Origin of the sequence: Oceanobacillus sp. CF4.6, assembly GCF_051262635.1 — a bacterium.
Classification (GTDB): domain Bacteria; phylum Bacillota; class Bacilli; order Bacillales; family Amphibacillaceae; genus Oceanobacillus.
Map to the genome: position 1 here is coordinate 30860 of NZ_JBIMEX010000004.1, position 26764 is coordinate 57623.

Sequence of the window (26764 nt, forward strand, 5' to 3'; positions counted from 1 at the left end):
AGTAGCAAAGTCTTTCGATTAGCAAAGCATCACAGAAGTTGTTTATTAGTCAGCCAAGCCTTTCAAATGCAATAAGAGTTGGAGAAGGAAATGGGCATTATAATTTTTTCTCGGACTAATAAGGGAATTATGGTTACCATCGAAAGCTCGGAGTTTTTAGGTTATGCAAGGCAGGTACTTGAACAGACAGAACTTCTTGAAAGGTTGGATATATCCCCCATAAAAATGTACCTAAGAGCACACTGGCCAATGCCTATATTCAATATTTAAAGGAAACAATCGAACAAGAACAGAATGTCCTTATAATTGTGTAAGGCAAGGTCATCTTTTATGCTTTCAGGACCCTTTATAGAAACACCAGGACGATAAAGTTTTAATGCGATGACAAGCTAAGCCCCCTCCGGTAATCATCATTGATTTTATATTAGAAAAAATGACTCCCCTTCATAAAGTAAAACGAAAATAGTTTAGCTATTATAAAAAAATATTCCACCCGTAAAAGTTATTGGATGGGATCAGAGCAGAAAAAGTATGATTTACTTGATGTTCAACGCAATAACGGGGGAGCTGCAAGAAAAAACTGAAAGAGAATAATATAAAAATTAAAGTGGTTGATACAAGTCTTATTCTGTTATGTCCCGACTTCAGTAATATTACTTTAATATTGAACTAATCCTTCCAATTTGTAAAATTAATCAAACAAATTGGTGCGTTAACCCTTCTTACATTAACGCACCATATAGCGTAATAAGAGAGGTCCTTCAATTAGCTTGTTCAGTGGAACAACTTCTATTTATCTAGCATAAATGATGAAGGATTTAATTCTTCACTTTCAATTACAATAGCAGTCAATCTTTTATCTGATTTCGTTTCGTGCCACTCGTCTTTTTCCCAAAATACAGCGTCTCCAGACTGGACTTTGAAGTATTCTTCTTTTTCACCACGGACGTATCCTTCCCCATTTACGATTAACAGAAGTTGAGGTACTACTGCTTGGTGATATCCTACAATGCCCTTTTCATCTAAGTACATACATCCTATGTTAGTCACCTTGTTAGTTTGAATAATACGAGACATAATAAAATTCGAATTAAATTTTGAGATTATTTTACCGTTATCTTTATTAAATTTATAAAATTCCATTATGTTGTACCTCCTGCTCAATTAGTAAGCCTCATTTGCTTGAGAAGTAAGTGATTCTGTTATTGATCAATCGTTTACCAAATAGTTGTAGTAAATTAGTAATTGTATTCGTTTTTTAAAGCCCCATATATATCAGTATCTTCATATTGACCCCATCTTAAAATTTCTTGTCTTAAAGTTCCTTCGTATGTCAATCCAGCATTTTTCAATACTTTACCTGAAGCCACATTCTTACTCATTATAGGAGCCCACATTCGATTTAAGTTTAATCTATTAAATCCAAAATCAATTACTTCTTTGGCAGCCTCTGTTGCATAGCCTTTTCCCCAATACTCTTTCCCAACCCAATAAGCTAACTCACCTTTATTGTGTGATTTATCAACTCTTAAAGTCATTGTACCGACCAGTTCTTTTTCATTTTCAAGAATGACAGCAAAAGGGTAAGCATCTCCATCCTCAATAATACTTGAATGAGTTTTAATCCAACTTTCAGCCATTTCTAAAGTGTATGGGTGAGGTAAGAAAGTAGTCTCCGCCAATTCTTTTACATTTGCTAATTTCTGAACTCTTGGGGCATCTTTTAACTCATAAGGACGTAAAATTAAACGCTTTGATTGCAATGTGTAATACATTATTAATCCCCCTTTCTAATTTTGTAATCTGAACTATTTGATTCAATAACAAATAACTCTTACTTACACTATGCTGCCCAGTTACTTGAAGAAATAGCATTACCATTCTTGTGGTAATGCACCATTTTCTTGAAGTACCTTATTTCACATATTAACAAAACGCCCTTAACAGAAGGAACAGTGAACTAAAATTCATTCTGAACTTATTAAAAACATTTACAAAACCAATACTAAGATGACTATCTTTGAAAGGTTGTGTTTTTATTGAATCAAGAAACAAAAGTAGCCAATGAACTCCAAGAAATGATGACCAGGAACCTGGTACCAGTGTCAGTGCAGGAAGATATAAACGAAATATGTGAAGGTTTAAAGGATGGGTCGTTAACACTGAATGAGCTGGAAAATGGTGATTCGTTTGTTGTAGAAACGATCCATAGAGCGATGAATCAAGTTGGAAAAAATCAATAACGAACCCGGGAGTTTTTCACCTAGGAAATAGAGACCGGCTGCCGTTTCAGCCGGCATCTTTTTGCAGAAAGAAGGGATTTTTGTTTGATATTTTGATTGTATTGTTTCACTAACCTGCCCAGTTACTAAAAAATCGCCGCCGCTTATTGTAGTAATGCACCAGTTAATTGAATATCTAATTACCTTTTTATTAGATTTCCATCTTTATCGTAGTATTTATAATTCCGAAATTCGTAACTATCTTTATTTGTTGTAGGCAAATCACCCCAAGCAACAGACCCTTTATAAGGTGTAAATTTTTGTTCTAAGATTTCCCCGTTTATATCAACCTGTATTTCAGCAATTTTATTGTCATGATTCGTCACGAACATCATTTTTGAACTCCCCGTTAACGGTAGAAACATACTAAATGATTCGTTATCAGATTCAATATGCCTCCATTCATAGTTACCTTTCTGATTTTTATGAAACTCGATATAAGACGGATTACTGTTAGACAAAAATCCTACAATTCTAACCTCATTGAAATCGTTAATCTTTAGAATTTCAATTTGTTTATCCTCGTATCCTTTAATAGAGTTAATTACATTGACTATGGATTCCTTATCATTTCCATACAATTCTTTTGAATTATAAAAATAAAAGAAAACCACTATCACTAGAATAAGTCCGGCAACTATAATTCCTAATTTTTTCTTCCCCATACTTTACCTCCTTAAAGCACTAACTTGTTAAACAAATCTGCCCCATTAGTTCAATAAATCTATCCAATATTACCATAGTATTTAAAAATATAACTCAAAAAAACCGATCGTTTTGGTGATCGCTCTTTTTTAACTATTGCATCAGATTATGGAACAAAAAATATTTAGTACCTAAATTAATGAACTGAACTATTAATACTCCAGGACTGCTTCATCTCTCATTTGTCTAAATAAATACAAACCAATGCAGAGAAAATAGTAATAGCGGCACAATTTTGTACCGCACTTAAATTTAAATTATCTATAGGAGTCGTGAGTTGGACGAAACAAGGCTTCCTCTGAATCTCTAACAATTGAAAAGTGATCAACATTATAATGACCGTGAAGTGTGGTGTTATGATGCTTTATGATTTGTTCTGTGATTAAAACATCATTCCCCAATGTTGAATGTCCATCACCAACTAATGTTACATCAAATCCACTAATAGTTGCTGTTCTTACAGCACTATCTATACAGTGTTGTGTTTCACAGCCCATAATCACAATATGTTCAATCCGTTGAGATTTTAAATAGTCTAGAAGCCCTGTTCCATAAAAGGAATTCGTTGCAGATTTATCGAAAATCTTTGCTTCCGTGGGTACATTGATTTCACTGTGAATTTGAAATCCATCACCTTTTCCTTCAGCTACATCGAGATCCCTTACAAATACAACTGAAACATCTGCTTTTCTTGATTTTTCAATCACTTTATTTATATTCCTGATAAGTTGCTCTTTATTAAAAATCGCATTTTCTTCTCGATTTCCATCAATTAATTCTTGTTGAGTATCAATAATTAATAATGCTTGATTCAAATAATTTTCCCCCTTTCAAATGTAGAGAAACGCTATACATTTTTTATTTAATCGTTATGCCCTTATAATTTTTCACGCTAAAACTTCTTCTTCATAATACCATAATATTCAAAAAACACTCTTCGAAGAAAAAGACGATTGCTTTGATGATCGCCCTGTTTAACTCTTGCACCATATAGTCTAATAACTTTTTTAAATTCCCCCAGCTATTTGTACACCATTAGGGTCCGTCTGATTCCCTACCGAGACACCTTTCATAACAGCTTTGTTAATTGTAACTTTATTCCCTTTTACGGTATGGACATTAGCTACCTGATTATTAAGCAATTGGAATAATTTTTTCTCAAGGTTTTCTGCTTGAACAGATAACTCCAATTCTTCTATTTTTGCTACATCAGAAGGTTCATCAATTGCATCCAAGTTATCCTGAAGTTCAATCCTAAATCCATATGGTGTCCCTATGAAAGTTCTTCTATCATTTGAATTAACATTAAAGTTCATTTCTCTTGCTCTATTGCAAATTTCATCGTGCTCATTAGCATTTACCAAAAAACCAATATGGTCAAACATAACCTTTTTTCCAAAGCCAAAGGTAATATTTATCGCACCTTTTCTTGCTTCTATTATTCTAAATGTAATATCTTTATCCCTAAAATCGTCCCAATTTAATGGAGGATTAAATGATTGATAATCTCCTTGAAACTTTCCTATACGCTGTGATATCCTAAATCCCTGTTCTATATAGAATTTCTCTGTTTCTTCCATATAAGGAGTCCAAAAATGATAATGAAATAACATAAAAATACCCTCCAATTTAAATGTTTAAAAACTTTCCTCTTTCACTTACCTGTTAAATTAGTTAGAATACTCTATCTTTATAATATCATAATATTCAAAAAACATTTGCCAAAAAAAGACGATCGCTTTGTTTCACTCTTGCACCAGTTAACACAATAAGAGTTTTATTAGTTTTTAACTTCATAATGGAGTTCTACAAACTGATTGAAGTCTCTCATTCCTTTCAATGAAAGGTCTAATTGATAATCTCCCTCTCTAAATAACGGAATTCCTTTACCGAGTATAGTAGGGGCAACCGTTATAATGAGTTCATCAACTAATTTTTCTTGTATAAAAGAATGTAACAATTCTCCTCCACCAACAATCCAAATATTTTTCCCATCTTGGCTTTTTAATTTTTCAATAAATTTAGTTACACCGTCATTAACAAATTTTACATCTTCGGTATCCTCAATAGAAGACCTTGTAAACACATAGCATTTTTTGTTTTTATATGGGAATTCCTCAATATCTTGTTTTATTATCCAATCGTAAGTCCTTTTACCAAGTAAAACCGTATCCACCGTTTCATAAAACTCTGAAAAGCCATTATCACCTTCACCTTCGACATTGTAAAGCCACTCAAGTGAATCGCCTTTAGTAGCAATATATCCATCTAAACTCGAAGCAGTAAATTATACCAAATTTCGCTTTTTATTCATAAAATCCTCCGTTAAACTAGAATGCATGTTCGTTTATTAATGTAACAAAGAATATCTCATTCTTCAACTCTTGTGCCAGATAGATCAACAGCATTATACATATACTCTTATTATCTTGTTCAGCTCTTGCACCCGTTAACGGAACTAAAACGGCAGGCTTTGAAAAAGAGAAATGGTTATAACTAATGCCGATAAAGATCCTGCAAACAGTAAGGTTATCATTTTCCGCCAATTTATCTCTTTTGAAGGTTTTACAGCCTCTCGGGAAACCGCAATCCATATCACAGCAGAAACTATGGCTACTATGACAATAACATCTTTAGACATATTTAATACCCCCTTGATTTATACGTATTATTCCGTTAAATGTACCTTATGTACGAATTAGAAAAATTAAAGTTTCACTATTAAACAATCCTGCTAATAGAATAAAAGACCGCCATTTTGACGACCTCATTGTTGTATAAAAGCACCAGATAGTTAAACAAGAAGCCAATTCTAAATTAAGTTCTTAGGTCAAAATTTTTAAAAAGAACGGTTTCACCTCCAAGGGAGAAACCGCTCTTCTTTTAGATTTAATCTTCATTGGTGAAATCAAGTATTCTAATGGGATTGCCTGAGATATCTTTGTAAATTGCATAGCGACCCGGCGGAATATCAATTGGTGACTTTATAAAGTCTAATTTTTCTTTATTTCGATTATAAAAATCATCTACATTACCCACTAAAAAAACACCACCAGGCAACAAATCATTTTCATCATCTTCAATCATCAACCTTACTTCTGAATCGGGTAGTTGAAATGTTACAGTATGATCTCCTTCCCGCCAAGCTTCTTTAAAACCAAGCGTATCACGATAAAACGCAGTCGATTCTTTAATATTTTCAACCGGGTGACACAAAAATAATAATTTCATCTAATGTTCCTCCTATAATATAATTTTCCGTAAATCAATTATGTAATTCATAATGTTGTTATGTTAAACATAAACCATTTACGGATAGCTGTCAATATGCTAAAATGAAAGTATGATGAAAGAATGGATACCTATACCAGGCTCAAGCAAAGATAAAATACTTAAAGTTGCGTTAGAGGAATTTGGAACTAAAGGCTACAAAGGAGTCAATATTACCGAATTAGCCACTAAAGCCAATATGACAACCGGTGCAATTTATCACCACTTTGGTTCAAAAGCAAACCTGTATGAAGTTATTAAAAATGAAATGGAGCAAAGAATCGTTGATAGAATGGAGGGAGTTATTTCAGTTTTTGAAAAACCTGATCAAGGGTTGGAAGCCGCACTTATTACATCCCTAAAATTCGCTGTAGAAATAAATATATGTAAATTATTAAGCGATGAAGCTACAACCCTAACACCGGATAAAATTACAAAGTATTTATCTGGATTTGATACAAATCACCATATGCCAATTAGTATAGTAATAATTTCTTCTTGGCGATCTATTCTGGATTCAATTTCGGAAAATAGAATAACACTCGAACAAGGAATAAAATTAATTAAGTGGATATTTAGTAAGAGTGAGAGCGATTTTTAAATTAGATTTTCTTCAAATATAAATTTCTAATAAAAGGGTCTGATTCTTAATGAATCAGACCCTTTTATTAGAGCCCAGTTATAATTAGATATGAATTCAGAGTTGTTCTTAAACTATCCTGCCCATTAGAAAAAAGCCGCCTGAATAGGCAGCTGAATCTTAAAGTAACACATTTGTTGAATAAGAATTGGATGATTACCACAATCACCTTTATGTACATTACTTTTCAAAGATCTCATATAACTTAGAGAATTATAAATCCTGTTTGTAAACAATTCCATACTCTAAGTATATCTTTAAAGATGTTAATGCTTCTCCCCAACCTACTGCACATCCAATACAGGCTTTTAAATCCTTTTCTGAATTTGTATAGCCCTTCTCATTAAGAACTACTAATGTTCCGTCTTTATAAGGCTGAAGTTTAAAAGTTACTATTGAATTTTGTTCTCCTGGTGACCATTGAAAAACAAATCTTTTGTTTGGAGTTGCCTCAAGTATCTTCCCCCCATCCTCAATATTTACATTTTCACTACCGAAATTTGTCCATCTCAATCGTATTTCACCAGTTCCATCAGGATATATCTCTAAAGATGTATCATCTGTAAACCAAGCATTCCAACCTTTAGATGTTGAAACTGTTTTATACACTTCTTCTAAAGGTACTTTAATATAGGTTTTATGGTTTATATCTGGCATTTTCAGTATCCTCCAAACCCCTTAATTTTTCTTTATTATATAATTATATAACCTCTACTATTCTTTTTTTCTTCAACAATCCTGCCCATTACTTGAATGAGGAAGGAGCATTACCCTTCTTTCAGTAATGCACCCTTTAACGGAACTAAAACGGCAGGCTTTGAAAAAGAGAAATGGTTATAACTAATGCCGATAAAGATCCTGCAAACAGTAAGGTTATCATTTTTCGCCAATTTATCTCTTTTGAAGGTTTTACAGCCTCTCGGGAAACCGCAATCCATATCACAGCAGAAACTATGGCTACTATGACAATAACATCTTTAGACATATTTAATACCCCCTTGATTTATACGTATTATTCCGTTAAATGTACCTTATGTACGAATTAGAAAAATTAAAGTTTCACTATTAAACAATCCTGCCAATAGAATAAAAGACCGCCATTTTGACGACCTCATTGTTGTATAAAAGCACCATTTAGTTGAAGAACACATCATTCTTATTTTCCTTTGAATTGCTTATATATCTTAATGCCTGTTCCACATCCTTCATGGTATTTAAAGAGGTTAATTCACTTTCACCATATCTATTTACCAATTTGTGAGCAAGTTCTGGTCTTATCCCTGTATATATTGAGTCAACTCCTAATAAGTTCAGTATAGAATGAACTTTATATAAAAAATCTAATACAACTTCGTCTATATCATAAAGACCCGAAACATCTACAATTAAACGACTAAGTTCCTGGCTTTGAACTTTGGGAGGTAAATTAACTAAAAGTCGAATGGCTCTATCCTCATTAACGTGACCTACCAATGGAAGGACGGCAACGTCTCGGGATATAGGTACAATAGGTGACATAACATTTATAAGTTGTCTCTCAGCTTCTTTACGTGGAGTGATATCACGAATGATTGATTGCATTGCTTTGGTTTTACCATACATAACAGGGTGGCAGAAAAGATCAACCTCAACAACCGTACCATCAACTCTGTATATTGTTGTTTCCATTAGTTCACCAACCCGTCGCTCCTCTTCTCCCTGTCGTATTCTCTCAATAATAAAATCTCTATAGTCTTCAGTAAAAACATCTACTACATTAGCTCCGATTAAGTCCTCTTTTTTTTTCGCACTCAAAAGTTCCACGCCAGCTTCATTTATGTATAAGACCTTATGATTAGAATGAATGATTGTAGTTTCAAATGAATATTCAATGATTTGTTTGTATTTCTCCTCATCATTTTTTATTACTTTTTGGTCCCTATCCATTGGATTATGCATTATTTCCCCTCACTTATCTAAAAATTATGTATAGATTAATTATATAACACCTTAAAATATTTATGTAATTAACACTTATATTTTCTACAATATTTCTTGCGAGCTAACCTGCCAAATAGCTCAACAGCCTTATATTTAAAATTAACATAATATTCCTAACATTATTAGAAAGAGAAAAGACAATCAAATTCTCATTGCCTTATTTAACACTTGCACCAGTTTATTTAAGAAGAGCAACTTAGGATAGTGTTTTGTAAAATCCTGTCGCTTTCCCTTCAAACCCACGTCTAATATAAAATTGGTGAGCATCATCTCTTTCCCTTCGGTTCCCGCTATTTAATACTATCCTATTGGCTCCTTGTTCCTTTGCCCATTCTTCTGCCTTCTCAATTAACTTTTCACCAATTCCTCGTTTTCTAAATTTAGAGTCAACGACTAAAGCAACAATTCGTACATAGTTCTCATTTTTTTCATAATGAAAGCCTAACATCATACCAATCATACCAACAATAACTCCGCCTTTTTCAGCTACTTGAGTATTATATAAAGAATTAGAGTTTATGTTTGAAAAACGATGTTCCATTTCATCAGTAGTTGTTGGATACCCTAATTCCCCCATTAAAACTGCTAATTGTCTAACATCCTCTTGAACAGCTTTTCTAATCAATACTATCCCCCCCAGAAACAACTGAGTTTCAACATATTACTTTCTTTTTGTTCAACTAACCTGCCAGATAGCCCAACAGCCTTTAATTTAACATTAACATAATATTTCTAACATTATTAGAATAAGAAAAGACAATCAAATTCTGATTGCCTAATTCAACTCTTGCACCCTATAGTGTAATAAGAGTCTGCAACAGCCACCTATATTTAATAATAATATAATGGATAAAGTTTAAACGAATTTTTACTCCTGACTAATTGGCAAAAATGATGAAAATGTAGTATCAGTTATTTCTTCAATTGCTAATGAAAAGTTTAATTCTTTGATCGCTTTAATGAATTTACTAAGTAAGGTATGATAATTATTAATTTTTTCAGGAGTCCATTTTGTTTGTGCAGCTACCTTGGTTATCATCGCAATTTGGGAATAAAAACGAACAGACGCAGTATTGTTAGAGACTTCAAAAAATAACTTCAGAAAGTCTTCTGTACTTGCAATATAGTCAATAATTCTCATTTCTTTATGATGTTTCTCTACTAAATTTAGACGTTTTTCAAATTCGTCGTGCACATCAGCATTCCACTCATTTTCACAATCTTTTACTGCTTTTCTTAAGAGAATTACTAATATTTCTATATAGTCATTCAGCTCATCATCACTGATGGTCCGTACACTAACCCCTCTTCTTGGCAATCGTTCCAATATATTATCTTTCTGTAAAATATAAAAAGCCTCTCTGACAGGCGCGTGGCTTACTTGAAGTTCTTTAGCGATTTCTGATTCTATTAAACGCTGACCTTGAACTAACTCCCCGGAAAAAATTCGATAGAGCAGTAATTCTGCAATTTGAATGGGTAATGGTTTATCAATTAGATTATCATTAGTCATTTATGTTTTCTCCTTAACGATTAAATTCTCTAATTCATTTTATCGAACTGTTCTATATTCTAACACACTTCTAAAAGAGCAGATAACTTTACAGTATTATCGATAATATACTATAATTATGTATGAAATGTGAACAAATATTTGCTTTTATATTCATAAATATTTCTAATATGGGGGACAAAGGAGAATATATTATGGGACGTTTAGATAATAAAGTAGCAGTTATCACAGGTGCAGCAGGTGGAATGGGAGCATCGCACGCAGAATTGTTCATTAAAGAAGGAGCAAAAGTAATTGTCGCTGACTTCAATGCTGAGGCAGGACAAAAATTTGCAGATCAATTAGGAGAAAATGCTGCATTTGTAAAGATTGATGTATCAAGCGAAGAAGATTGGAAGAATTTAGTCGCTAAAACAGAAGAAATATTTGGTCCTATTAATATTTTAATTAACAATGCAGGCATAACTAACTATGAGTCTGTTCAAGATATTGATTATGAAACATATCAAAGAATGATGAAAATTAACTCAGATAGTGTTCTATTAGGGATGAAATATGCTTATCCTTCAATGAAGAAAGGTGAATCTGGTTCAATCGTTAACGTTTCTTCACTTGCAGGAATGTTTAGTCTTCAAAATTTAGCAGCATACACTTCATCAAAATTTGCTGTTAGAGGACTTACGAAGAGTGCAGTATTAGATTTTGGTAAAGATAACATTCGAGTAAACGCTATTTTCCCAGGTGTTATTAGAACAGCAATTACAGAGCAAGAGGATACAAAAAAAGCAATTGCTGAAATGGTTAATAAAATTCCTTTACAACGCATTGCAGAGCCAAAAGAAATATCTAATTTAGTCTTGTTCTTCGCTTCAGACGAATCATCTTATATTACTGGTGCTGAAGTCGTCATTGATGGTGGGTTAACTGTTTCTTATGGTTAAGATTATCTAATAATATTATTAATTACTGTAATGCAATAATATGCACAAAAATAAAAGTGAAAAGTTATAAATAGAATGTAATAAATGAAAACTCTCCTTCTTCAGGAGAGTTTTTTATTTAAACAGTTATTTAATAAAAAGGCTCTGTTTTAGCTTATTATTGACATTAGGTGAAAAATTGGAACTTCCAATTAACTGGAAGTTCCAATGGTATAATAATTCCTTATTCAACTATCCTGCCTAGTTAGTTTAAGTGAACTTCTTCACAATATCTAAAATCTATCTTCATTTTACCATATATTCTAAATGTTTATAACAACTTAATCCCTGAGTTTTCAATGCCTTCACTCCATACTTCTTTCCTCTTATTGCTTATGTCCTTTTTCTCCGCTAACAGAGAGAGGAATTAGGAGAAAAAGGGAAAATGCAGTAAGTTAATGAAACGGAAAAAGAATAAAGATGTTAAAAGCAAAGATATTCTTTGGGTTATAAGGAGTTGGAAAAACAACAACTGAATAGCAATTAGAACCCACCCGATTCCATCCAGTACAGGCAAGATTGTGAAGAAGTCTTGAATAAAGAAAAAAGACTGAACCCATTAGGATACAGCTAAATTTCGTATTGATCTTGGTTGGCAAAAACCGATTGGATTGGTGGTGGGAAAATGATTAAACACATAATGCTCTCTCACTGTTCAGTTTAATTCCCTGATAGGCAAGGAAGAACTGCAATATCAGCAAATGCCAAACTCCCAGCAGAGGGAAAAACTAAAAAATGGGAGGCATAAATTTAGACAAATACAAATTTCCCATTATCAAAAATATTTTTCAAGACATGTAAGTTCTCATTTACAGCTTTCTTTATGTTGTTTTGCATAACCCCAATCATTATGCCAGTCATGCCTGATGATATTATTTTGGCCTTGTTGGTTAATAATGTTCCTTGGCTTTGCTGTTCCAATTCATATGTCATCGTATAAGAAAAGATATTTCCAGATGCTTCAAAAGTTAATCTTTCGTTTGGCACATACTCGGTGATTACTATTTCCTCAAAAGACTGTAAGCCCGTCCCTCTTAATAAATGATACTTGGAACCAATAATACCTTCATTTGAGTTTACTTTTTTTATTTGTTGAACTGCATAATTCCAGATAGTGAAGTTTTCCATTTTAGCAAGGTATTGAAATACGTCTTTTGCATCGGATGAAATCATCAAAGTATTACTAAATCGGGCCATTAAACTTCCTCCCTTTTTTATAAACCCTACTCATATTACCGCCATCTTGTTTTATTAAACTAGGCGTTGCAATTCCTCTCTACTTCTTCGATTAAACCTTTTAAACTTTGTAATTTTTTCTTTGCGTCTAAATAATAAATGTTATTTTTCCCTTGTTTTTCCATTTTGATAACTTCTGCATCTTTGAGAATTTTAAGGTGATGCGATACTGCTGGCCTGGAATTACCAGCTAAAGAGGTTATTTCATTCACGTTGAGCTTCCCTCTTTCTCCTAAAATAATAATTATATTTTGTCTTATCGGATCACCTAAAGCCTGTAACAATGTTGTATTTTCTCTAAAAATATCCATGAGTAATTTATTATTAGGGTTTTCCATGATAATTCCTTTCTAACGTTAACAAGTTTAAACTTTTGGACCCATTGTATCATAAAGAAAAAATAAAGTGCAAGACGCCTAATAACATCATTTTTTTGCTCCATAGTTTATCCTGCACTCCTTACTAATATTTTTTAAATAAGATTAATCAAACTCTACATTATATATCGACCAAAAACACATTATCTGTATAGCACAAATTATATTAAGAATTTTAAATCAACAAATGAAATTACACTTATTTTGTTACTTATAAGATAGAGAACAAGGAATAAAATAAGTTTATAGTCAAACACTTTGTAAAAGTTCAGTAGTACCCACAATTTATGTTTTCTTTCCTCTTAACTCATATTTCCCTATACTGGATGAAATATTACAAACCTAACTTCATTTCTTTTTACTACTATGTACTGTTAAAATAATCTCTTAGGAAAACCCCACCTCAAACCCGCATTCCACCGTCGGAGTTAAAATAAAGTTTTGCTACTGAACCCCTATTTTACCACTTTTTTGTTTCAAAAATGACCGTTTTTCGCCTGTTTTTCACACGTTTTTTCACCTTTTTTTCGGAGTTGGAATAAAGTTTTGCCATAATGGAGGGAAGAGATAGCGGAGAAAAAAGATGAGGAAAACAGATAAATATATTGGATGAGTATTGATTTGTTATTGAATTTATTATTGAATCAGATATTGGGTAAACCCAGTAATGGCAATGGTTTAGCATGAAAAGAAATTGAATTTGTATTGGAAAAACATGAAAAAATCCCGGGTTCCTATTGGATGAAACCCGAGAAATTATTGGATTTAGACTAGAATTCGCAAATGTTTATTTTAACGAAAACAGGGTCGGTTTAGCAAATGTTTATTTTAACGAGCAAATGTTTTTATTAACTAGACAACACGTTTTTCCAACCACGTTACCGCTTCAACATGCGGGGTCTGGGGAAACATGTCAACTGGCTGTACTTCTTTCGTCTCATAGCCACTGTCTTCCAGAATTCTGAGATCTCTTGCCAATGTCGATGGGTTACAAGAGACATATACAATCCGCTTCGGTTGCATATCAATCATTGCTTGGAGGAAGTCCACTTCGCAACCTTTCCGTGGAGGGTCAACTACAATAACATCTGGTTTGATTCCTTTTTCTTTCCACTTCGGCATCACTCTCTCAGCTTCACCCACATGGAATTCCGCATTGGTAATGCCATTTAATTGTGCATTCATCTTCGCATCGTTAATTGCTTCGGGCACAACTTCAATTCCATATACCTTTTTTGCTTTTTGCGCCAGGAATAGTGAAATAGTTCCGATTCCACAATAGGCATCAATCACTACATCATTACTTCCAATTTTGGCATATTCCAATGCCTTGTCATATAGTGTTTTCGTTTGAACAGGATTTACTTGATAGAAGGACTTGGCTGAGATAGCGAATTTAATATCGCCGATTTTATCATAAATATATTCTTCTCCCCAAAGTACTTTTGTCTTATCCCCCAAAATAACACTCGTACGTTTCTCATTTACATTCTGTATAATCGATCTAATTTGCGGGAATTTTTCAGTTAGTTCTTGAATTAAAACATCTTTATTCGGAAGCTTATCCGTTCTTGTGACAAGAACAACCATTGCTTCATTTGTAGCATGGCCTGTCCGTACCATAATATTTCGCAATTCCCCATTATGCTTTTCCTCATTATAAGCCTTAACTCCGATACGATTTGCGATCTGTCGTGTTTCATTTATAATTTCATTTATAAGCTCATCCTGAATGGTGCAAGCATCCATATTTTCAAGGATTCGATGGCTACGTTTTTGATAAAAACCAGTGATAAGTTCACCATTCTTCTCTCCAACCGGAATTTGTACTTTATTCCGGTAATGAAACGGATTTTCCATCCCGATAATTGTGTGGATTGGAACATGATCAAGATGCGCTACTTTTTTCATCACATTTTTCACTTGATTTTGTTTCATTTCAAGTTGCAGCTGATAACTCATATGTTGGAGTTGACAACCCCCACAGTGCACATGACATGTTGCTGTAACACGTTCTGGACTTTCGTTCTTAAGTTCAAGCAACCTTCCAAAGCCAAAATTTTTATTGGCTTTAACAACTTTTACGATAGCTTCTTCTCCTGGTAAAACATTCGGGACGAACAACGGGTAACCGTCGATTTTCCCTACACCATTCCCCTCATAGGTTAAGTCCTCAAAAGTAAGGGTAATCGTATCATTTTTATTAACGGGAGTTGTATGTTTCGCCATTTATATCTTCCTTTTACGTGCAATTTTTGTGATTTAATCTTACCATATTTTCTGCAGAGATTTCATTTATAACCAATGTTCGAGAATCGGATATTATTTTTACTGACAAAACAAAAGGAAGACCTCAAAAACTTCAGTCTTCCTCATTCTCAATGAATTCTTCTGGCACGCAGAAATTAATATGCTGCTGCAGGTTTATAAATTCACCTGGCAATAACCCGCCATATTCTCCATCGATATTCAATTGCATTTTTTCATTTGTGTGTACTTTAATATGTTTCGCCTGCTTGTAGATGATGTTCTTGCTTTTCAAATGTTCGCCCCTTACTGCGAGCGTCGCAATTTGGATAAACTCGGCAAGGTTTGTTTTGCGTAAAATTAGCAAGTCAAAATAGCCGTCATTCATTTTCGCATCTGGAGCGAGTTTTTCAAATCCACCTACGGAATTGGAGTTAGAAACGAGAAAAAGCATAATATCTTCTTCCAGAATTTCACCATCGTATTCAATTTTAACTTGAGAAGGTTTCAAAGAAGGAAGCATTTCGATACCTCTTATATAATAAGCCAACTGTCCAAGTACTGTCTTTAGTTTACTCGGCACATCATAGGTTAATTCCGTTAATTTTCCGCCCCCGGCGATATTGATGAAGTAATGTTCATTCACTTTCCCAATGTCGAGCAACATTGATTTTCCAGATAAGATAACTTCCACAGCTTTATGAATATCCCTGGGGATAAGCAATGCTCTGGCAAAATCATTGGTTGTTCCAGCAGGAATGATTCCGAGCTTCGGTCGATGCTCCTGTTCGGCAAGTCCATGAATCACTTCATTTATCGTTCCATCTCCACCAGCAGCTACAACTAAGTCATAGCCACGTTCTACGGCCGTTCTTGCTGCCTTAATTGCGTCACCTTCACTGGTTGTTGCATGTGTCGATGCCTCATAACCGGCAACTTCAAATTTTTCCAGAATGGTAGGCAGCAATTTTTTTACTGCTTCACGCCCTGATGTTGGATTATATATAATTCGAGCCTTTTCCATTTTATTTCCTCCCCCAAATACGGTAACGATATAGGGCTTCTTCGTTTATTAATTTTTCTTTACATCTAAACCTTATGATAATCCTTTTAGAACCATTTGAAAAGGTTTATCAAAACATATATGGAAGCTGCCATCTTAAAAAGATGACAGCCTACAATCATTTTTACCTATTATTTAATTCTTCTGCAAGAATTTTATTTACTAATGGTGGGTTAGCCTGGCCCTTGGTTGCTTTCATAATCTGACCAACCAGGAATCCTTTTGCCTTCCCTTTCCCATTTTTGAAATCAATAATCGATTGTTCGTTTTCATCAAGAATTTGAATGACAATTTCTTTCAATTGTTCAGGGTCTGATATTTGTACAAGTCCTTGATCCTTAACGATTTTCTCTGGATCTCCACCTTTTTCAACCAATTCCGCAAATACTTTCTTCGCGATTTTGGATGAAATCGTACCATCTTCAATTAGCTTAATCATTTTTGCCAGTGCAACTGGTGTAATTGCTAATTCTTGAAGTTCTTTGTAATTCTTATTCATATATGCAGAAACTTCACCCATCAGCCAGTTGGATACTTGTTTAATATCAGCATCCTGCTCTACTGCTGCTTCAAAGAAATCTGACATTTGTTTAGATGCAGTTAGTACATCTGCATCGTATTCAGATAATCCAAGCTCTGCAATATAACGTTGTCTTCTTGTGTCCGGAAGCTCTGGAATCTCACTGCGTACGCGCTCTTTCCATTCCTCGTCAATATACAACGAAACGAGGTCAGGTTCAGGGAAGTAACGATAGTCGTCCGATCCTTCTTTCACACGCATTAGAAGGGTTTCTTTTGTTTTTTCATCATAGCGACGTGTTTCTTGAAGAATTTCTCCTCCAGATAATAATACTTTTTCCTGACGTGTTTCTTCAAATTCAAGTCCTTTTTGCACATAAGAGAAGGAATTCAAGTTTTTCAATTCTGCCTTCGTTCCAAATTTTTCTTGTCCAATTGGTCTCAGTGAAATATTTGCATCACACCGAAGTGATCCTTCCTCCATTTTTACATCGGATACACCTGTATATTGTATAATATTTTTCAGTTTTTCCAAATAGGCATAAGCCTCTTCTGGAGAACGCATATCTGGTTCAGATACGATTTCAATTAATGGTGTTCCTTGACGGTTAAAGTCGACATAGGAATAACCATCTTCACCATGTGTCAATTTACCTGCATCTTCTTCGAGGTGAAGTCGTGTAATACCGATTTTCTTTTTCTTGCCATTTACTTCAATTTCAATCCAGCCGTTTTCTCCAATTGGCTGATCAAATTGTGAAATCTGATAAGCTTTTGGATTATCCGGGTAGAAATAGTTTTTACGGTCAAATTTCGTATTGGTAGCAATTTCACAGTTAAGTGCCATTGCTGCCTTCATTGCGAAGTTTACTGCTTCCTCATTTAAAACTGGAAGCGTACCTGGATAACCAAGATCAATTGGATTAACATTTGTATTTGGATTGGAACCAAATTCATTAATACTTGGGCTGAAAATCTTAGAATTTGTTTTTAATTCAACGTGTACCTCTAGTCCAATTATTGTTTCAAAATTCATTAGTTGGCACCTCCAAGCTGAGGTCGTTTTTTATGATAATCTGTTGCCTGTTCAAATGCATGTGCAGTACGATAAACAGTACTTTCATCAAAGTATTTCCCAATAATCTGCAATCCAAGTGGCAGACCTTCTTCAGTGATTCCACATGGTATGGAAATTCCCGGAACACCTGCAAGGTTAACAGGTATTGTTAGAATATCATTTGCATACATTGTCAATGGGTCATCTGTTTTCTCTCCTACTTTAAATGCTGGTGTAGGTGTCGTCGGCCCAATAATAACATCATATTCTTCAAAGATTTTATCAAAATCATTTTTAATTAATGTACGTACTTTTTGTGCCTTTTTATAGTAAGCATCATAATAACCCGAGCTTAATGCAAACGTTCCAAGCATGATTCGACGTTTAACTTCCGGCCCGAATCCTTCACTGCGGGAATTTTTAAACATATCGATCATATTGTCGGCATTCTCACTGCGCACACCATAACGGACACCATCAAAACGGGCCAAGTTGGCAGAAGCTTCCGATGATGACAATAGGTAATAAGTTGCTACTGCATACTTAGAATGTGGCAAGGATACTTCTTCCCAAGTTGCTCCCATTGACTCATATACTTTCAACGCTTCAAGGACAGATTCTCTCACTTGAGGTGATACCCCTTCAGCTAAATATTCTTTAGGAACTGCGATTTTAAGTCCACTCACATCATTCGTAAGTGCGTCTGTGTATTTCGGCACATCTACATTTGCGCTCGTTGAGTCCATTGCATCATGACCCGCAATGACTTCAAGAACACGTGCATTGTCTTCTACTGTACGAGTTATCGGCCCAATCTGATCAAGAGATGAGGCAAATGCAACGAGTCCAAAACGAGATACGCGGCCATAAGTTGGTTTCATACCAACTACTCCACAAAATGCTGCAGGCTGGCGAATCGATCCACCTGTATCGGAGCCTAATGAGAACAATACTTCTCCTGCTGCTACTGCTGCTGCAGAACCACCACTTGACCCACCAGGGACATAATCCGTGTTCCAAGGGTTTCTTGTTGGATTATAGCTGGAATTTTCATTCGAAGAACCCATTGCAAATTCATCCATATTTAGTTTCCCGACTTTAACGGTTTGTTCTGTATTCAATTTCTGAACAACCGTTGCATCGTATAATGGATCATTGAAGTTATCCAGGAATTGGCTCGCACAAGTTGTACGCAATCCTTTTGTCATAATATTATCTTTAATTCCACTTGGGATGCCAAAAAGGCTTCCTTTAACGTCAGATGCATCTAGTTCTTTAGCCTTTGCTATCGCATTCTCTTCATCTAATGTTAAAAATGCATGAACTTGATCATCAACCTCTTTTATTCTTTTATAGGATTCTTTTACTAAATCCTCTACTGTAATTTCTTTATTATGTAGCTTTTCTTCCAATTCTTTAATCGTATGGTCAAATAGTGACATCTAAAGTTATCCTCCTTATTCTTAGAAAACTTGACGTTTGCCTGACCTTTGCGGCAAATGTCTTTGTTGCACGTGTACAGATAGACAAGTTCTCTACTTAGTTATCTGCCATTATGGATGGTACACGGAATTGACCGTCTTCTTGATCAGGAGCATTCTTCAGTGCATCCTCTTGTGTAATCCACTCTTTCGGCTCGTCTTTACGCATCACATTTTTCAAATCAAGAACATGCGTAGTTGGCTCTACACCATCTGTATCCAGTTCATTCAATTGTTCTGCATATCCGATGATTGCACTTAACTCATCAGCCATCTTTTCGACTTCTTCATCTGTTACAGCTAGTCTTGCCAAATGGGCTACGTGTTTTACTTGCTCTTTTGATATATCTGCCATTGGTTATACCTCCATATCGGTGTTTATATATGTTGTACTTCTTTTTCTCATTTCATTATTATAACACTATTGATAATAGCAGAGATAGTCACTTGTAGGCAAATTATCTCTTATTCATATTTACGAAAAAATCCACTTCTATTTTAAATAGAAGTGGATCCATACTATCTTTCTTTCGTTATCTCAACAGCCTGATCAAACTCTGCTGCAATCTCAGGATGTGGTTTACCCATTAGACTAACAATTACGGTACTAACTAAACTGAGGATAAATCCAGGTAATAATTCATAAAGATCAAAAATTCCACCTGAAAGCAAATCTCCCCAAACAATAACTGTAATCGCACCAACAAGTATACCTACTAAAGCTCCATTTCTGGTTATTCCTTTCCAGAATAAGGATAAGATGATAAGTGGTCCAAATGCTGCACCGAAACCAGCCCAAGCATAACTTACAAGATCTAGTACGGTACTTTCCGGATTCATTGCAATGATGACCGCAATTAATGCGATGATTACTGTTGCAAATCTTCCAATCCAAACAAGTTCTTTATCTGTAGCTTTTTTACGGAAAATTGCTTTGTAAAAATCTTCCGCTACAGCTGAAGACGATACGAGTAATTGGGAATCAATCGTACTCATAATCGCTGAAAGGATTGCTGCTAAGAGAATCCCGGCAATTATTGGATGGAATAATAATTGAGAAAAGGCAATAAATATTTTCTCTGGATCAGCCAGCATCTGTATACCATTTTCATCCATTACTTGTATTCCAAAACCACTTAATACAGAAACATCTTGCGTACTAATAAATGCCAGTCCAACAAAACCTGTGAAAATGGCACCGTACAAACCTAAGACCATCCATGCTGTACCATAAAAGCGTGCTTTTGGTACATCTTTCGCTGAACGTAATGCCATAAACCGTACAAGTATATGTGGTTGACCGAAATAACCAAGACCCCAAGCTAATGATGATAGGATAGCGATAATCCCAACGCCTTGAACCATATTCAAGTGTGTCGGATCAATTTCGCCAACCGCTTGAACAGCTGCATTCCAACCACCCATTTCATTTAATGCAACGATTGGGACAACTATTAATGCTGCAAACATTAATAAACCTTGAATAAAATCTGTCCATGCTACTGCAAGGAAACCACCAAGCAGGGTATAACCTACTACAACAATAGCACCAATCCATAATGCTGCCTGATAGGAAAGTCCGAATGATGCTTCAAAGAGTTTCGCTCCTGCTACCATCCCAGAAGAAGTATAGAATGTAAAGAACAGTAGAATTACTAAAGCAGATAAAACGCGGAGAATATGTGATTTATCTTTAAAACGATGTTCTAGAAAATCCGGAATTGTGATGGAATTATTCGAAACCTCTGTATACACACGTAGGCGTTTTGCAACAAACTGCCAGTTTAAATATGCACCTATTGCCAAACCTACTGCCATCCAGGCCTCTGCCATCCCTGAAGCATAAACCGCACCAGGCAGACCAAGCAAGAGCCACCCACTCATATCTGAGGCTCCAGCACTTAATGCTGCTACACCCGGTCCTAGATTTCTTCCTCCCAGGACATAATCAGATAAATTATTAGTACGGTAGTACATAATTAAACCTATTATAAGCATACCTAGTAAATAAACGATAAACGTAATTAATGTTGTAAGACTCACTCTTTATTTTCTCCTCTCTGTAAATAATGTAATGATGGATAATAAAAGCACGATCGGCATCGGTATAAACAACCAAAACCATGTTACACCCCTAATTGCATATTCCATCCTTTCTACCTCCCCCTGATTTAATACTCTTATTTATTTATGTTCCCCCGTTTATGAGCCTTTATTATGATTTCATAGATTGCGTTCATTTTCAACTCATAAAGGCTGCTACAAAGCCATATTGACAGAAAATATAAACTTTTATTCATGTGTATTCAGCCATATTTTTTTATTAAAAGTGATATAGAGGTGTGAGAACGATACAAATCACTTAGAACATAAAATACTACTAATTTATCCATATACCTTCCCTTACCTTCACTTTTTAGTGAATGAAAAATATATTAAAAAAGTTTTTTCTGACAAGTACTATTCCCTAAAAATGGTAAAAAAATACCTGAAACAGGTTCCACTCCGTCTCAGGCAAAATCCATCATATAGTAATAGGGTAAAAAATTAAAACTGATTAAAATTATACTGTTGAACCACTCTCTTTGAGGATACCTGGTTCGCGATCCATGCTAAGGTCTATTGGGTTAGTCTCTTGAACAAATGCAAATCCACCTACCAAAAGAACTCCTAATAATAAACCAGCTAAAAGTTTTTTCATATTTATCCCTCCCTTAAGGAAATTCATATATTAGTAATTTGCTCATAGGCAAAATTAGCCTCTTTATAATACTTTGTAGCATCCTTATATTTATAGAGTTTTTCATAATAATTAGCTAGTAATTCCGCATATATAATTATGCTTGCATAGTCTTTATGCTGTTTTAAGTAAGGTAGGAATTTCTTTACAACCATATTTTCAAATTCCATAAATTGTTCTGTTAATAAATAATTATAAGTATGAATTACATAATAGAAAATCTCATATGATTCATTATCATTAAATTGTTCAATTAGTTCTAAGCCGTATTCAATACTGTTCTTGGCTTCTTCATATTGCTTGATATTATAAAATTCTCTTACCAAGGAAGAAACAGATGCTAATCTCTCAACTAGATTTACTTCAACATCATATATTATCTCTTTATAATACTTTATAGCTTCAATCGGTTCACCTTTTGAAGAATATAGAAATCCCAAATTTTGATTAGTAAGTTGAATCAATTGTTTATTCTTCTCAAGTTTTCCAAGGTGCAATGCTAAATTAAAATTTTTGATTGCTTTATCATATAATTTAATACGTCTGTATGAGATGCCCAGTACATTATGACATTGGGCACAACGTATAAAGTTATACTGTTTCATAAAAATATTTAAAGCTTTATTAGCGTATTCAATTGATTCTAAGGTATTACGGAGTTTACTTTGAGTAACCGCTATAATATAATTCAGGTCAGCAATTTCTTCTTCTAAAATATCAATTTGATTAATTTTGTCTTCAGCCATCTTATACATTTTCATGCTTTGATAATATTCCGAATCCTTAAGCGTACTGTAATTCCCTCTAAACTTATACCAATAAAATTGTTGCAAGTTATCAAATGTACTGGAAATTTCATTTAGTTCATTTATCTTTTTTAGTGCTTCATCAAACTCACCCAAGATTAAAAAGTATCTTATCTTATGAATCTCGAACATCATGAGACTATCTGAGAGGTTCTTATCCATCATTGCCTGGATTTCCTTATATGTAGCTATAATTTCTTCTTTGTTGTTTACTTCAAATAACATGCCATACCATTGCTTGCATTTCTCTTTGATGGCTTCTTCCTGACTGTTGTCCACTTCAATCCCTAGGCGGTTACAAAGTAATTGGATAGTCTCTGGACTTGCCTGGGTTTTTTGGTTTTCAATTTTTGATAAATAGGAAACAGAAACAATCCCTTCAGAAAGTTCACCTAAAGTCATTTCCTGTTTGGCACGCTGTAATTTAATAAATGATCCTATCTCTATCAAAATACCCACCCTATCATCAAATTCAAAATATTTTAACTAACTTAATTATATCATAGTTTCAAAGAATGCATATTGGGAAAACCATAGGGTTAATTTGCGAATTAAAGCATAAAAAGGTTTCCGGTTTTCCTATTACAGGAAAATTTACAGCTTCTCGGGATAAAAATCCTCAGAAAGTGGTCAATTGGTAGTAAGTTGTATAGCACATTAAAAAAAGTGGAATATTACAATTATTAATCGTATCGAGAATGCCACCAATTTCTCATGGCATTCCATTGACTATATTATTTAATCAAAAATATGAACGGTAGGCGTTTCATCTCCTGCATCACGGTATATTAGACTTTCCATCTTTTGACTTGAAGTGATATTTATTTCCAGGTCATAGTAATTAGGGAACATTTCCTGAACCAGCCCGTAGGCATATTGTGTAAAACCGAGAACCTCTGCTTTACCGTAAAACTCGATAGGAACTTCAATAGTTAACTTTTGGAGTTCTTCATCGATATAAAATCCCTCACCAATTAATCCAACATAGTTAGGGAAAAACTGGGAAATTTCAGTACCAAAACTAGATACAATTTCGTGATCATCGTAATATTTTTCCCTTCCCTCATCAGATGGAAAGAGAATATTTTCTTCATTTATTGATTTCCAACCGTCGACAGAGCTGCTGCCTCCCGGGACATTTACTTTTGCAACAAAATTCCCTGGTACGGGTGAGGCTTGTTCTTCCTCCTGATACAATGCTATCATAATCGGGACTTCCATCAATCCTTCCATTCCGCGGATTTCTTGAACAATTGCTTGAGCGACCTTATTTCCTTGTGACAGCATATCCTCTTTAGGAATATCTTCATAATAAGATGACCCACCTAGTTCTGTTTGGAAACGGTAAACTGATTTCATCGCAATCCCAATGGAGATACCTGCAAGTTCAACACTTTGATCTTCATTATGTTTCATATAATTTTGTTCCAGTATATGGGATAAATACCGTGGATTCTCCCGGTGTGTTTCTACATCGGCACCCTCTTTTACCACTGGGTTAAGCTCATCAATCCAAGTGAATATGGTACTTGAATCTAAGTACTGTCCCTCCTGAAAATATAATTTTCCCGGGTCATATACTTCTTTAGATAATCTTCTGAGTCCTTCTTCCATTTCATCAATGTCAACCCGATTAGCCATCTGATTTAAGATGACCCCTCTTGCTTCACTTGTTTTATACGGAAGAATCATTCGGTAATTTTCATCGGATAATTGATAACTTGGTACAATGGATGTCTCCGGTTCTGCAATATCCTCATCGTTTTGCAAAACTTCTTCTTCGTTTGAATTTTGCACACAGCCTGTGATAAAAAGGAGTGTACATAGTAGCAACGCACTTATTTTTTTCAATGAAAACACTCCTTACCTTTCCACAACATCTTTTAGTTGCGCTTCATTCCATATTTCAATACCTAATCTTTGTGCTTTATCATATTTGGAACCCGCATCCTCTCCTGCAATGAGGAGATCTGTTTTTTTGCTCACACTTCCAGTAACTGTACCGCCTAAGGATTCGATCATTTCTTTTGCTTTATCTCGTGAGAATTCTTCCATTTTCCCAGTCAATACAACTGTTTTCCCTGCAAATACAGAATCATCATCCAGTTGTGCCTTCTTTGGACCTGTGTATTCCATGTTCAGATTTAGCTCATGTAAATCATTCAATAGTTCTGTTACTTTGTCTTCTGAAAAATACTGAACAATGGAGTCTGCCATTTTGTCACCAATTTCATCGACTGCAATGAGGTCATCAAACGTTGCCACCTGCAACTTTTCCATTGTTTCAAATTCCATAGCAAGTGTTTTTGCTGCCTTTGCCCCAATAAAACGAATACCGAGTCCAAATAAGAGTCTTTCCAAGGAATTCTCTTTAGAAGCCTCGATGGATTCGAGCAAATTCGTGACTGATTTTTCCCCCATCCGTTCCAGTCGAAGAAGTTCTTCACGTTCCAAACGGTATAAGTCTGCCATCGTATGAATGAGCTTTTCCTGGAACAGTTGCATAACTACTTTCTCTCCCAGGCCATCGATATTCATAGCATTTCTGGAAACAAAATGAATAAGCCCTTCCATCAATTGTGCCGGACAGTTTGGATTAATACAACGCAATGCGACCTCTTCTTCAAGTCTGACCAATTCACTGCCACATGCCGGGCATTCCGTTGGCATATGAAATTCCTTTTCTTCACCCGTTCTTTTTTCAATCACAGCACGAACTACTTTCGGAATAATATCACCGGCTTTTTTAATAATCAACGTGTCTCCAATCCGAATATCCTGTTCACGGATTAAATCTTCATTATGAAGCGATGCACGCTGTACGGTTGTACCAGCGACTTTTACCGGATCCAAAATGGCAGTCGGTGTAATAACCCCTGTTCTCCCAATGCTCAACTCGATATCCCTAAGTTGAGTGATTGCTTCCTCAGCAGGGAACTTATAGGCAATCGCCCACCTGGGACTTTTTGCAGTATACCCCAATTCTTCCTGTTGATTGAGATCGTCTACCTTTACGACGATCCCATCGATTTCATAGGATAAGTTTGGACGTTCCTCGGTCCAGTAGATCACATATTCAATGACTTCATCGATGCTTGTGCATTTCCTCCATTCCGGATTCGTCTTAAAGCCAAGCTGTTTTAATTTTTCAAGCCGTTCACTATGTGTTGAAATAGGACTGCCATCCCACTCACCAACACCATATAAAAAGATATCCAGATTACGCTTTGCCGCAATCTTCGGGTCAAGTTGTCTTAAAGACCCCGCAGCTGCGTTTCTTGGATTCGCAAAGGGCTCTTCTTCTTTTTCTTCTCTCGCTTCATTCAAGGCAAGAAAGGATTTTTGTGGCATAAAAGCTTCTCCACGTACTTCAAGTGTCCCTTTTTCTTTAATCGAGAGTGGGATACTTCGGATTGTCTTCAGGTTATTCGTAATATCCTCCCCTGTTTCTCCATCCCCCCGTGTAGCACCACGAACAAATTTTCCGTTTTCATAAGTTAGAGAAATGGCAAGACCGTCGATTTTAAGCTCACAAACGAATGTAATTGGATCGTCTGTCCCACCACTAGCTCGTCTTGCAAAATCCCTCAGATCTTGTTCATTAAATGCATTGCCAAGACTAAGCATCGGAACATTATGCTGTACCTTCTTAAACGCATCCAGTGGTTTTCCACCTACACGCTGAGTCGGAGAATCATCTACTTTAAGCTCTGGATATTCCTGCTCTAATTGTCTGAGTTCCCTGAGCTTCTCGTCATATTCAGCATCAGGTACACTTGGCTGATCTAGCACATAATATTCATAGCCATATTGATTCAATAACTCTACCAATGCTTTTATTTGATTCGCTGCTTTTTGCTTATCCATC

27 protein-coding genes and 2 pseudogenes are annotated in these 26764 nt (G+C 35.0%); 4 read left to right on the forward strand and 25 right to left on the reverse strand.

The window, feature by feature from the left end; all coding sequences use genetic code 11:
• Positions 1–17: 17 nt before the first annotated feature.
• Positions 18–97: pseudogene (locus tag ACHABU_RS08320) on the forward strand (LysR family transcriptional regulator); the annotation flags it as partial.
• 692 nt (positions 98–789) lie between these two features.
• On the opposite strand, the gene ACHABU_RS08325 reads toward ACHABU_RS08320, so the two are convergent.
• Both ACHABU_RS08325 and ACHABU_RS08330 read right to left on the reverse strand, forming a co-directional pair.
• Entirely contained in the window at positions 790–1143 is a 354-nt protein-coding gene (locus ACHABU_RS08325) for a cupin (RefSeq protein ID WP_435764285.1), read from the reverse strand.
• 95 nt (positions 1144–1238) lie between these two features.
• Positions 1239–1775, reverse strand: coding sequence for a GNAT family N-acetyltransferase (locus tag ACHABU_RS08330; RefSeq protein WP_435764287.1), 537 nt, complete (start codon positions 1773–1775; stop codon positions 1239–1241).
• 264 nt (positions 1776–2039) lie between these two features.
• On the opposite strand from ACHABU_RS08330, the gene ACHABU_RS08335 reads away from it, so the two are divergent.
• Positions 2040–2243, forward strand: a complete 204-nt coding sequence (locus tag ACHABU_RS08335) for a hypothetical protein (protein ID WP_435764289.1) — start codon at positions 2040–2042, stop codon at positions 2241–2243.
• 179 nt (positions 2244–2422) lie between these two features.
• Here the strand turns inward: ACHABU_RS08335 and ACHABU_RS08340 are convergent, their stop codons facing one another.
• From ACHABU_RS08340 to ACHABU_RS08365, 6 genes and pseudogenes are all read right to left on the reverse strand, one after another.
• Positions 2423–2947, reverse strand: coding sequence for a hypothetical protein (locus tag ACHABU_RS08340; RefSeq protein WP_435764291.1), 525 nt, complete (start codon positions 2945–2947; stop codon positions 2423–2425).
• Between the two features lie 297 nt (positions 2948–3244).
• Positions 3245–3802, reverse strand: coding sequence for a cysteine hydrolase family protein (locus ACHABU_RS08345; protein ID WP_435764293.1), 558 nt, complete (start codon positions 3800–3802; stop codon positions 3245–3247).
• A gap of 192 nt (positions 3803–3994) precedes the next feature.
• A complete protein-coding gene (locus tag ACHABU_RS08350; RefSeq protein WP_435764295.1) occupies positions 3995–4600 on the reverse strand; it encodes a hypothetical protein in 606 nt (201 codons plus the stop codon).
• Positions 4601–4767: 167 nt separating this feature from the next.
• Positions 4768–5301, reverse strand: a pseudogene (locus ACHABU_RS08355) (dihydrofolate reductase family protein).
• A 144-nt stretch (positions 5302–5445) separates the two neighbouring features.
• Positions 5446–5628 (reverse strand): hypothetical protein, encoded by a 183-nt coding sequence (locus ACHABU_RS08360; RefSeq protein ID WP_435764297.1) that lies wholly within the window; start codon positions 5626–5628, stop codon positions 5446–5448.
• A gap of 248 nt (positions 5629–5876) precedes the next feature.
• Positions 5877–6218: a VOC family protein gene (locus tag ACHABU_RS08365; RefSeq protein WP_249869171.1), complete on the reverse strand. Its 342-nt coding sequence runs from the start codon at positions 6216–6218 to the stop codon at positions 5877–5879.
• A gap of 115 nt (positions 6219–6333) precedes the next feature.
• Here ACHABU_RS08365 and ACHABU_RS08370 point away from each other — a divergent pair, with 115 nt between their 5' ends.
• Entirely contained in the window at positions 6334–6858 is a 525-nt protein-coding gene (locus tag ACHABU_RS08370; protein WP_435764299.1) for a TetR/AcrR family transcriptional regulator, read from the forward strand.
• Between the two features lie 252 nt (positions 6859–7110).
• Here the strand turns inward: ACHABU_RS08370 and ACHABU_RS08375 are convergent, their stop codons facing one another.
• The 5 genes from ACHABU_RS08375 to ACHABU_RS08395 all read right to left on the reverse strand — a co-directional run bounded on the left by ACHABU_RS08375 (position 7111) and on the right by ACHABU_RS08395 (position 10390).
• Positions 7111–7554, reverse strand: a complete 444-nt coding sequence (locus ACHABU_RS08375; protein WP_435764301.1) for an SRPBCC family protein — start codon at positions 7552–7554, stop codon at positions 7111–7113.
• 145 nt (positions 7555–7699) lie between these two features.
• The gene (locus ACHABU_RS08380) at positions 7700–7882 is read right to left on the reverse strand and encodes a hypothetical protein (protein WP_435764297.1); all 183 of its coding nucleotides are present in this window, start codon (positions 7880–7882) and stop codon (positions 7700–7702) included.
• 149 nt (positions 7883–8031) lie between these two features.
• On the reverse strand, positions 8032–8835 hold the full coding sequence (locus ACHABU_RS08385; protein WP_435764303.1) for a PAS domain S-box protein: 804 nt from the start codon (positions 8833–8835) through the stop codon (positions 8032–8034).
• Between the two features lie 238 nt (positions 8836–9073).
• The gene (locus ACHABU_RS08390) at positions 9074–9502 is read right to left on the reverse strand and encodes a GNAT family N-acetyltransferase (protein WP_435764305.1); all 429 of its coding nucleotides are present in this window, start codon (positions 9500–9502) and stop codon (positions 9074–9076) included.
• 243 nt (positions 9503–9745) lie between these two features.
• On the reverse strand, positions 9746–10390 hold the full coding sequence (locus tag ACHABU_RS08395) for a GntR family transcriptional regulator (RefSeq protein WP_435764307.1): 645 nt from the start codon (positions 10388–10390) through the stop codon (positions 9746–9748).
• A gap of 194 nt (positions 10391–10584) precedes the next feature.
• On the opposite strand from ACHABU_RS08395, the gene ACHABU_RS08400 reads away from it, so the two are divergent.
• Positions 10585–11331 carry an SDR family NAD(P)-dependent oxidoreductase gene (locus ACHABU_RS08400; RefSeq protein WP_435764309.1) on the forward strand — a complete coding sequence of 249 codons (747 nt, stop codon included), beginning with the start codon at positions 10585–10587 and terminating at the stop codon, positions 11329–11331.
• A 789-nt stretch (positions 11332–12120) separates the two neighbouring features.
• Here the strand turns inward: ACHABU_RS08400 and ACHABU_RS08405 are convergent.
• The 12 genes from ACHABU_RS08405 to ligA all read right to left on the reverse strand — a co-directional run bounded on the left by ACHABU_RS08405 (position 12121) and on the right by ligA (position 26763).
• A complete protein-coding gene (locus ACHABU_RS08405; RefSeq protein WP_435764311.1) occupies positions 12121–12567 on the reverse strand; it encodes an SRPBCC family protein in 447 nt (148 codons plus the stop codon).
• Between the two features lie 59 nt (positions 12568–12626).
• Positions 12627–12944 carry an ArsR/SmtB family transcription factor gene (locus ACHABU_RS08410; protein WP_435764313.1) on the reverse strand — a complete coding sequence of 106 codons (318 nt, stop codon included), beginning with the start codon at positions 12942–12944 and terminating at the stop codon, positions 12627–12629.
• An 891-nt stretch (positions 12945–13835) separates the two neighbouring features.
• Positions 13836–15212, reverse strand: coding sequence for a 23S rRNA (uracil(1939)-C(5))-methyltransferase RlmD (gene rlmD, locus ACHABU_RS08415; protein ID WP_435764315.1), 1377 nt, complete (start codon positions 15210–15212; stop codon positions 13836–13838).
• Between the two features lie 133 nt (positions 15213–15345).
• Positions 15346–16254, reverse strand: a complete 909-nt coding sequence (locus ACHABU_RS08420) for a diacylglycerol kinase (protein ID WP_435764317.1) — start codon at positions 16252–16254, stop codon at positions 15346–15348.
• A 163-nt stretch (positions 16255–16417) separates the two neighbouring features.
• Positions 16418–17848: an Asp-tRNA(Asn)/Glu-tRNA(Gln) amidotransferase subunit GatB gene (gatB, locus tag ACHABU_RS08425; RefSeq protein ID WP_435764319.1), complete on the reverse strand. Its 1431-nt coding sequence runs from the start codon at positions 17846–17848 to the stop codon at positions 16418–16420.
• The gene (gene gatA / locus ACHABU_RS08430) at positions 17848–19311 is read right to left on the reverse strand and encodes an Asp-tRNA(Asn)/Glu-tRNA(Gln) amidotransferase subunit GatA (RefSeq protein WP_435764321.1); all 1464 of its coding nucleotides are present in this window, start codon (positions 19309–19311) and stop codon (positions 17848–17850) included. Before gatA ends, gatB begins: the two co-directional genes overlap by 1 nt.
• A 97-nt stretch (positions 19312–19408) precedes the next feature.
• The gene (gene gatC, locus ACHABU_RS08435; protein ID WP_435764323.1) at positions 19409–19705 is read right to left on the reverse strand and encodes an Asp-tRNA(Asn)/Glu-tRNA(Gln) amidotransferase subunit GatC; all 297 of its coding nucleotides are present in this window, start codon (positions 19703–19705) and stop codon (positions 19409–19411) included.
• A gap of 164 nt (positions 19706–19869) precedes the next feature.
• Positions 19870–21393, reverse strand: a complete 1524-nt coding sequence (gene putP / locus ACHABU_RS08440; RefSeq protein ID WP_435764325.1) for a sodium/proline symporter PutP — start codon at positions 21391–21393, stop codon at positions 19870–19872.
• 520 nt (positions 21394–21913) lie between these two features.
• Positions 21914–22051 carry a hypothetical protein gene (locus tag ACHABU_RS08445; protein ID WP_435764327.1) on the reverse strand — a complete coding sequence of 46 codons (138 nt, stop codon included), beginning with the start codon at positions 22049–22051 and terminating at the stop codon, positions 21914–21916.
• Positions 22052–22074: 23 nt separating this feature from the next.
• On the reverse strand, positions 22075–23346 hold the full coding sequence (locus ACHABU_RS08450; RefSeq protein WP_435764329.1) for a helix-turn-helix domain-containing protein: 1272 nt from the start codon (positions 23344–23346) through the stop codon (positions 22075–22077).
• A 288-nt stretch (positions 23347–23634) separates the two neighbouring features.
• Entirely contained in the window at positions 23635–24747 is a 1113-nt protein-coding gene (locus ACHABU_RS08455; protein ID WP_435764331.1) for a CamS family sex pheromone protein, read from the reverse strand.
• Between the two features lie 12 nt (positions 24748–24759).
• Complete coding sequence (gene ligA, locus ACHABU_RS08460) at positions 24760–26763, reverse strand: NAD-dependent DNA ligase LigA (protein WP_435764333.1); 2004 nt, start codon at positions 26761–26763, stop codon at positions 24760–24762.
• Between the last annotated feature and the right edge of the window lies 1 nt (position 26764).

Excerpts from the sequence above, each read along its gene's own strand:
- ACHABU_RS08325 (WP_435764285.1), bottom strand. The coding sequence starts at position 1,143 with ATGGAATTTTATAAATTTAATAAAGATAACGGTAAAATAATCTCAAAA.
- ACHABU_RS08330 (WP_435764287.1), bottom strand. The coding sequence starts at position 1,775 with ATGTATTACACATTGCAATCAAAGCGTTTAATTTTACGTCCTTATGAG.
- ACHABU_RS08340 (WP_435764291.1), bottom strand. The coding sequence starts at position 2,947 with ATGGGGAAGAAAAAATTAGGAATTATAGTTGCCGGACTTATTCTAGTG.
- ACHABU_RS08350 (WP_435764295.1), bottom strand. The coding sequence starts at position 4,600 with ATGTTATTTCATTATCATTTTTGGACTCCTTATATGGAAGAAACAGAG.
- ACHABU_RS08360 (WP_435764297.1), bottom strand. The coding sequence starts at position 5,628 with ATGTCTAAAGATGTTATTGTCATAGTAGCCATAGTTTCTGCTGTGATA.
- ACHABU_RS08365 (WP_249869171.1), bottom strand. The coding sequence starts at position 6,218 with ATGAAATTATTATTTTTGTGTCACCCGGTTGAAAATATTAAAGAATCG.
- ACHABU_RS08370 (WP_435764299.1), top strand. The coding sequence starts at position 6,334 with ATGAAAGAATGGATACCTATACCAGGCTCAAGCAAAGATAAAATACTT.
- ACHABU_RS08375 (WP_435764301.1), bottom strand. The coding sequence starts at position 7,554 with ATGCCAGATATAAACCATAAAACCTATATTAAAGTACCTTTAGAAGAA.
- ACHABU_RS08380 (WP_435764297.1), bottom strand. The coding sequence starts at position 7,882 with ATGTCTAAAGATGTTATTGTCATAGTAGCCATAGTTTCTGCTGTGATA.
- ACHABU_RS08385 (WP_435764303.1), bottom strand. The coding sequence starts at position 8,835 with ATGCATAATCCAATGGATAGGGACCAAAAAGTAATAAAAAATGATGAG.
- ACHABU_RS08395 (WP_435764307.1), bottom strand. The coding sequence starts at position 10,390 with ATGACTAATGATAATCTAATTGATAAACCATTACCCATTCAAATTGCA.
- ACHABU_RS08400 (WP_435764309.1), top strand. The coding sequence starts at position 10,585 with ATGGGACGTTTAGATAATAAAGTAGCAGTTATCACAGGTGCAGCAGGT.
- ACHABU_RS08405 (WP_435764311.1), bottom strand. The coding sequence starts at position 12,567 with ATGGCCCGATTTAGTAATACTTTGATGATTTCATCCGATGCAAAAGAC.
- ACHABU_RS08410 (WP_435764313.1), bottom strand. The coding sequence starts at position 12,944 with ATGGAAAACCCTAATAATAAATTACTCATGGATATTTTTAGAGAAAAT.
- rlmD (WP_435764315.1), bottom strand. The coding sequence starts at position 15,212 with ATGGCGAAACATACAACTCCCGTTAATAAAAATGATACGATTACCCTT.
- ACHABU_RS08420 (WP_435764317.1), bottom strand. The coding sequence starts at position 16,254 with ATGGAAAAGGCTCGAATTATATATAATCCAACATCAGGGCGTGAAGCA.
- gatB (WP_435764319.1), bottom strand. The coding sequence starts at position 17,848 with ATGAATTTTGAAACAATAATTGGACTAGAGGTACACGTTGAATTAAAA.
- gatA (WP_435764321.1), bottom strand. The coding sequence starts at position 19,311 with ATGTCACTATTTGACCATACGATTAAAGAATTGGAAGAAAAGCTACAT.
- gatC (WP_435764323.1), bottom strand. The coding sequence starts at position 19,705 with ATGGCAGATATATCAAAAGAGCAAGTAAAACACGTAGCCCATTTGGCA.
- ACHABU_RS08445 (WP_435764327.1), bottom strand. The coding sequence starts at position 22,051 with ATGAAAAAACTTTTAGCTGGTTTATTATTAGGAGTTCTTTTGGTAGGT.
- ligA (WP_435764333.1), bottom strand. The coding sequence starts at position 26,763 with ATGGATAAGCAAAAAGCAGCGAATCAAATAAAAGCATTGGTAGAGTTA.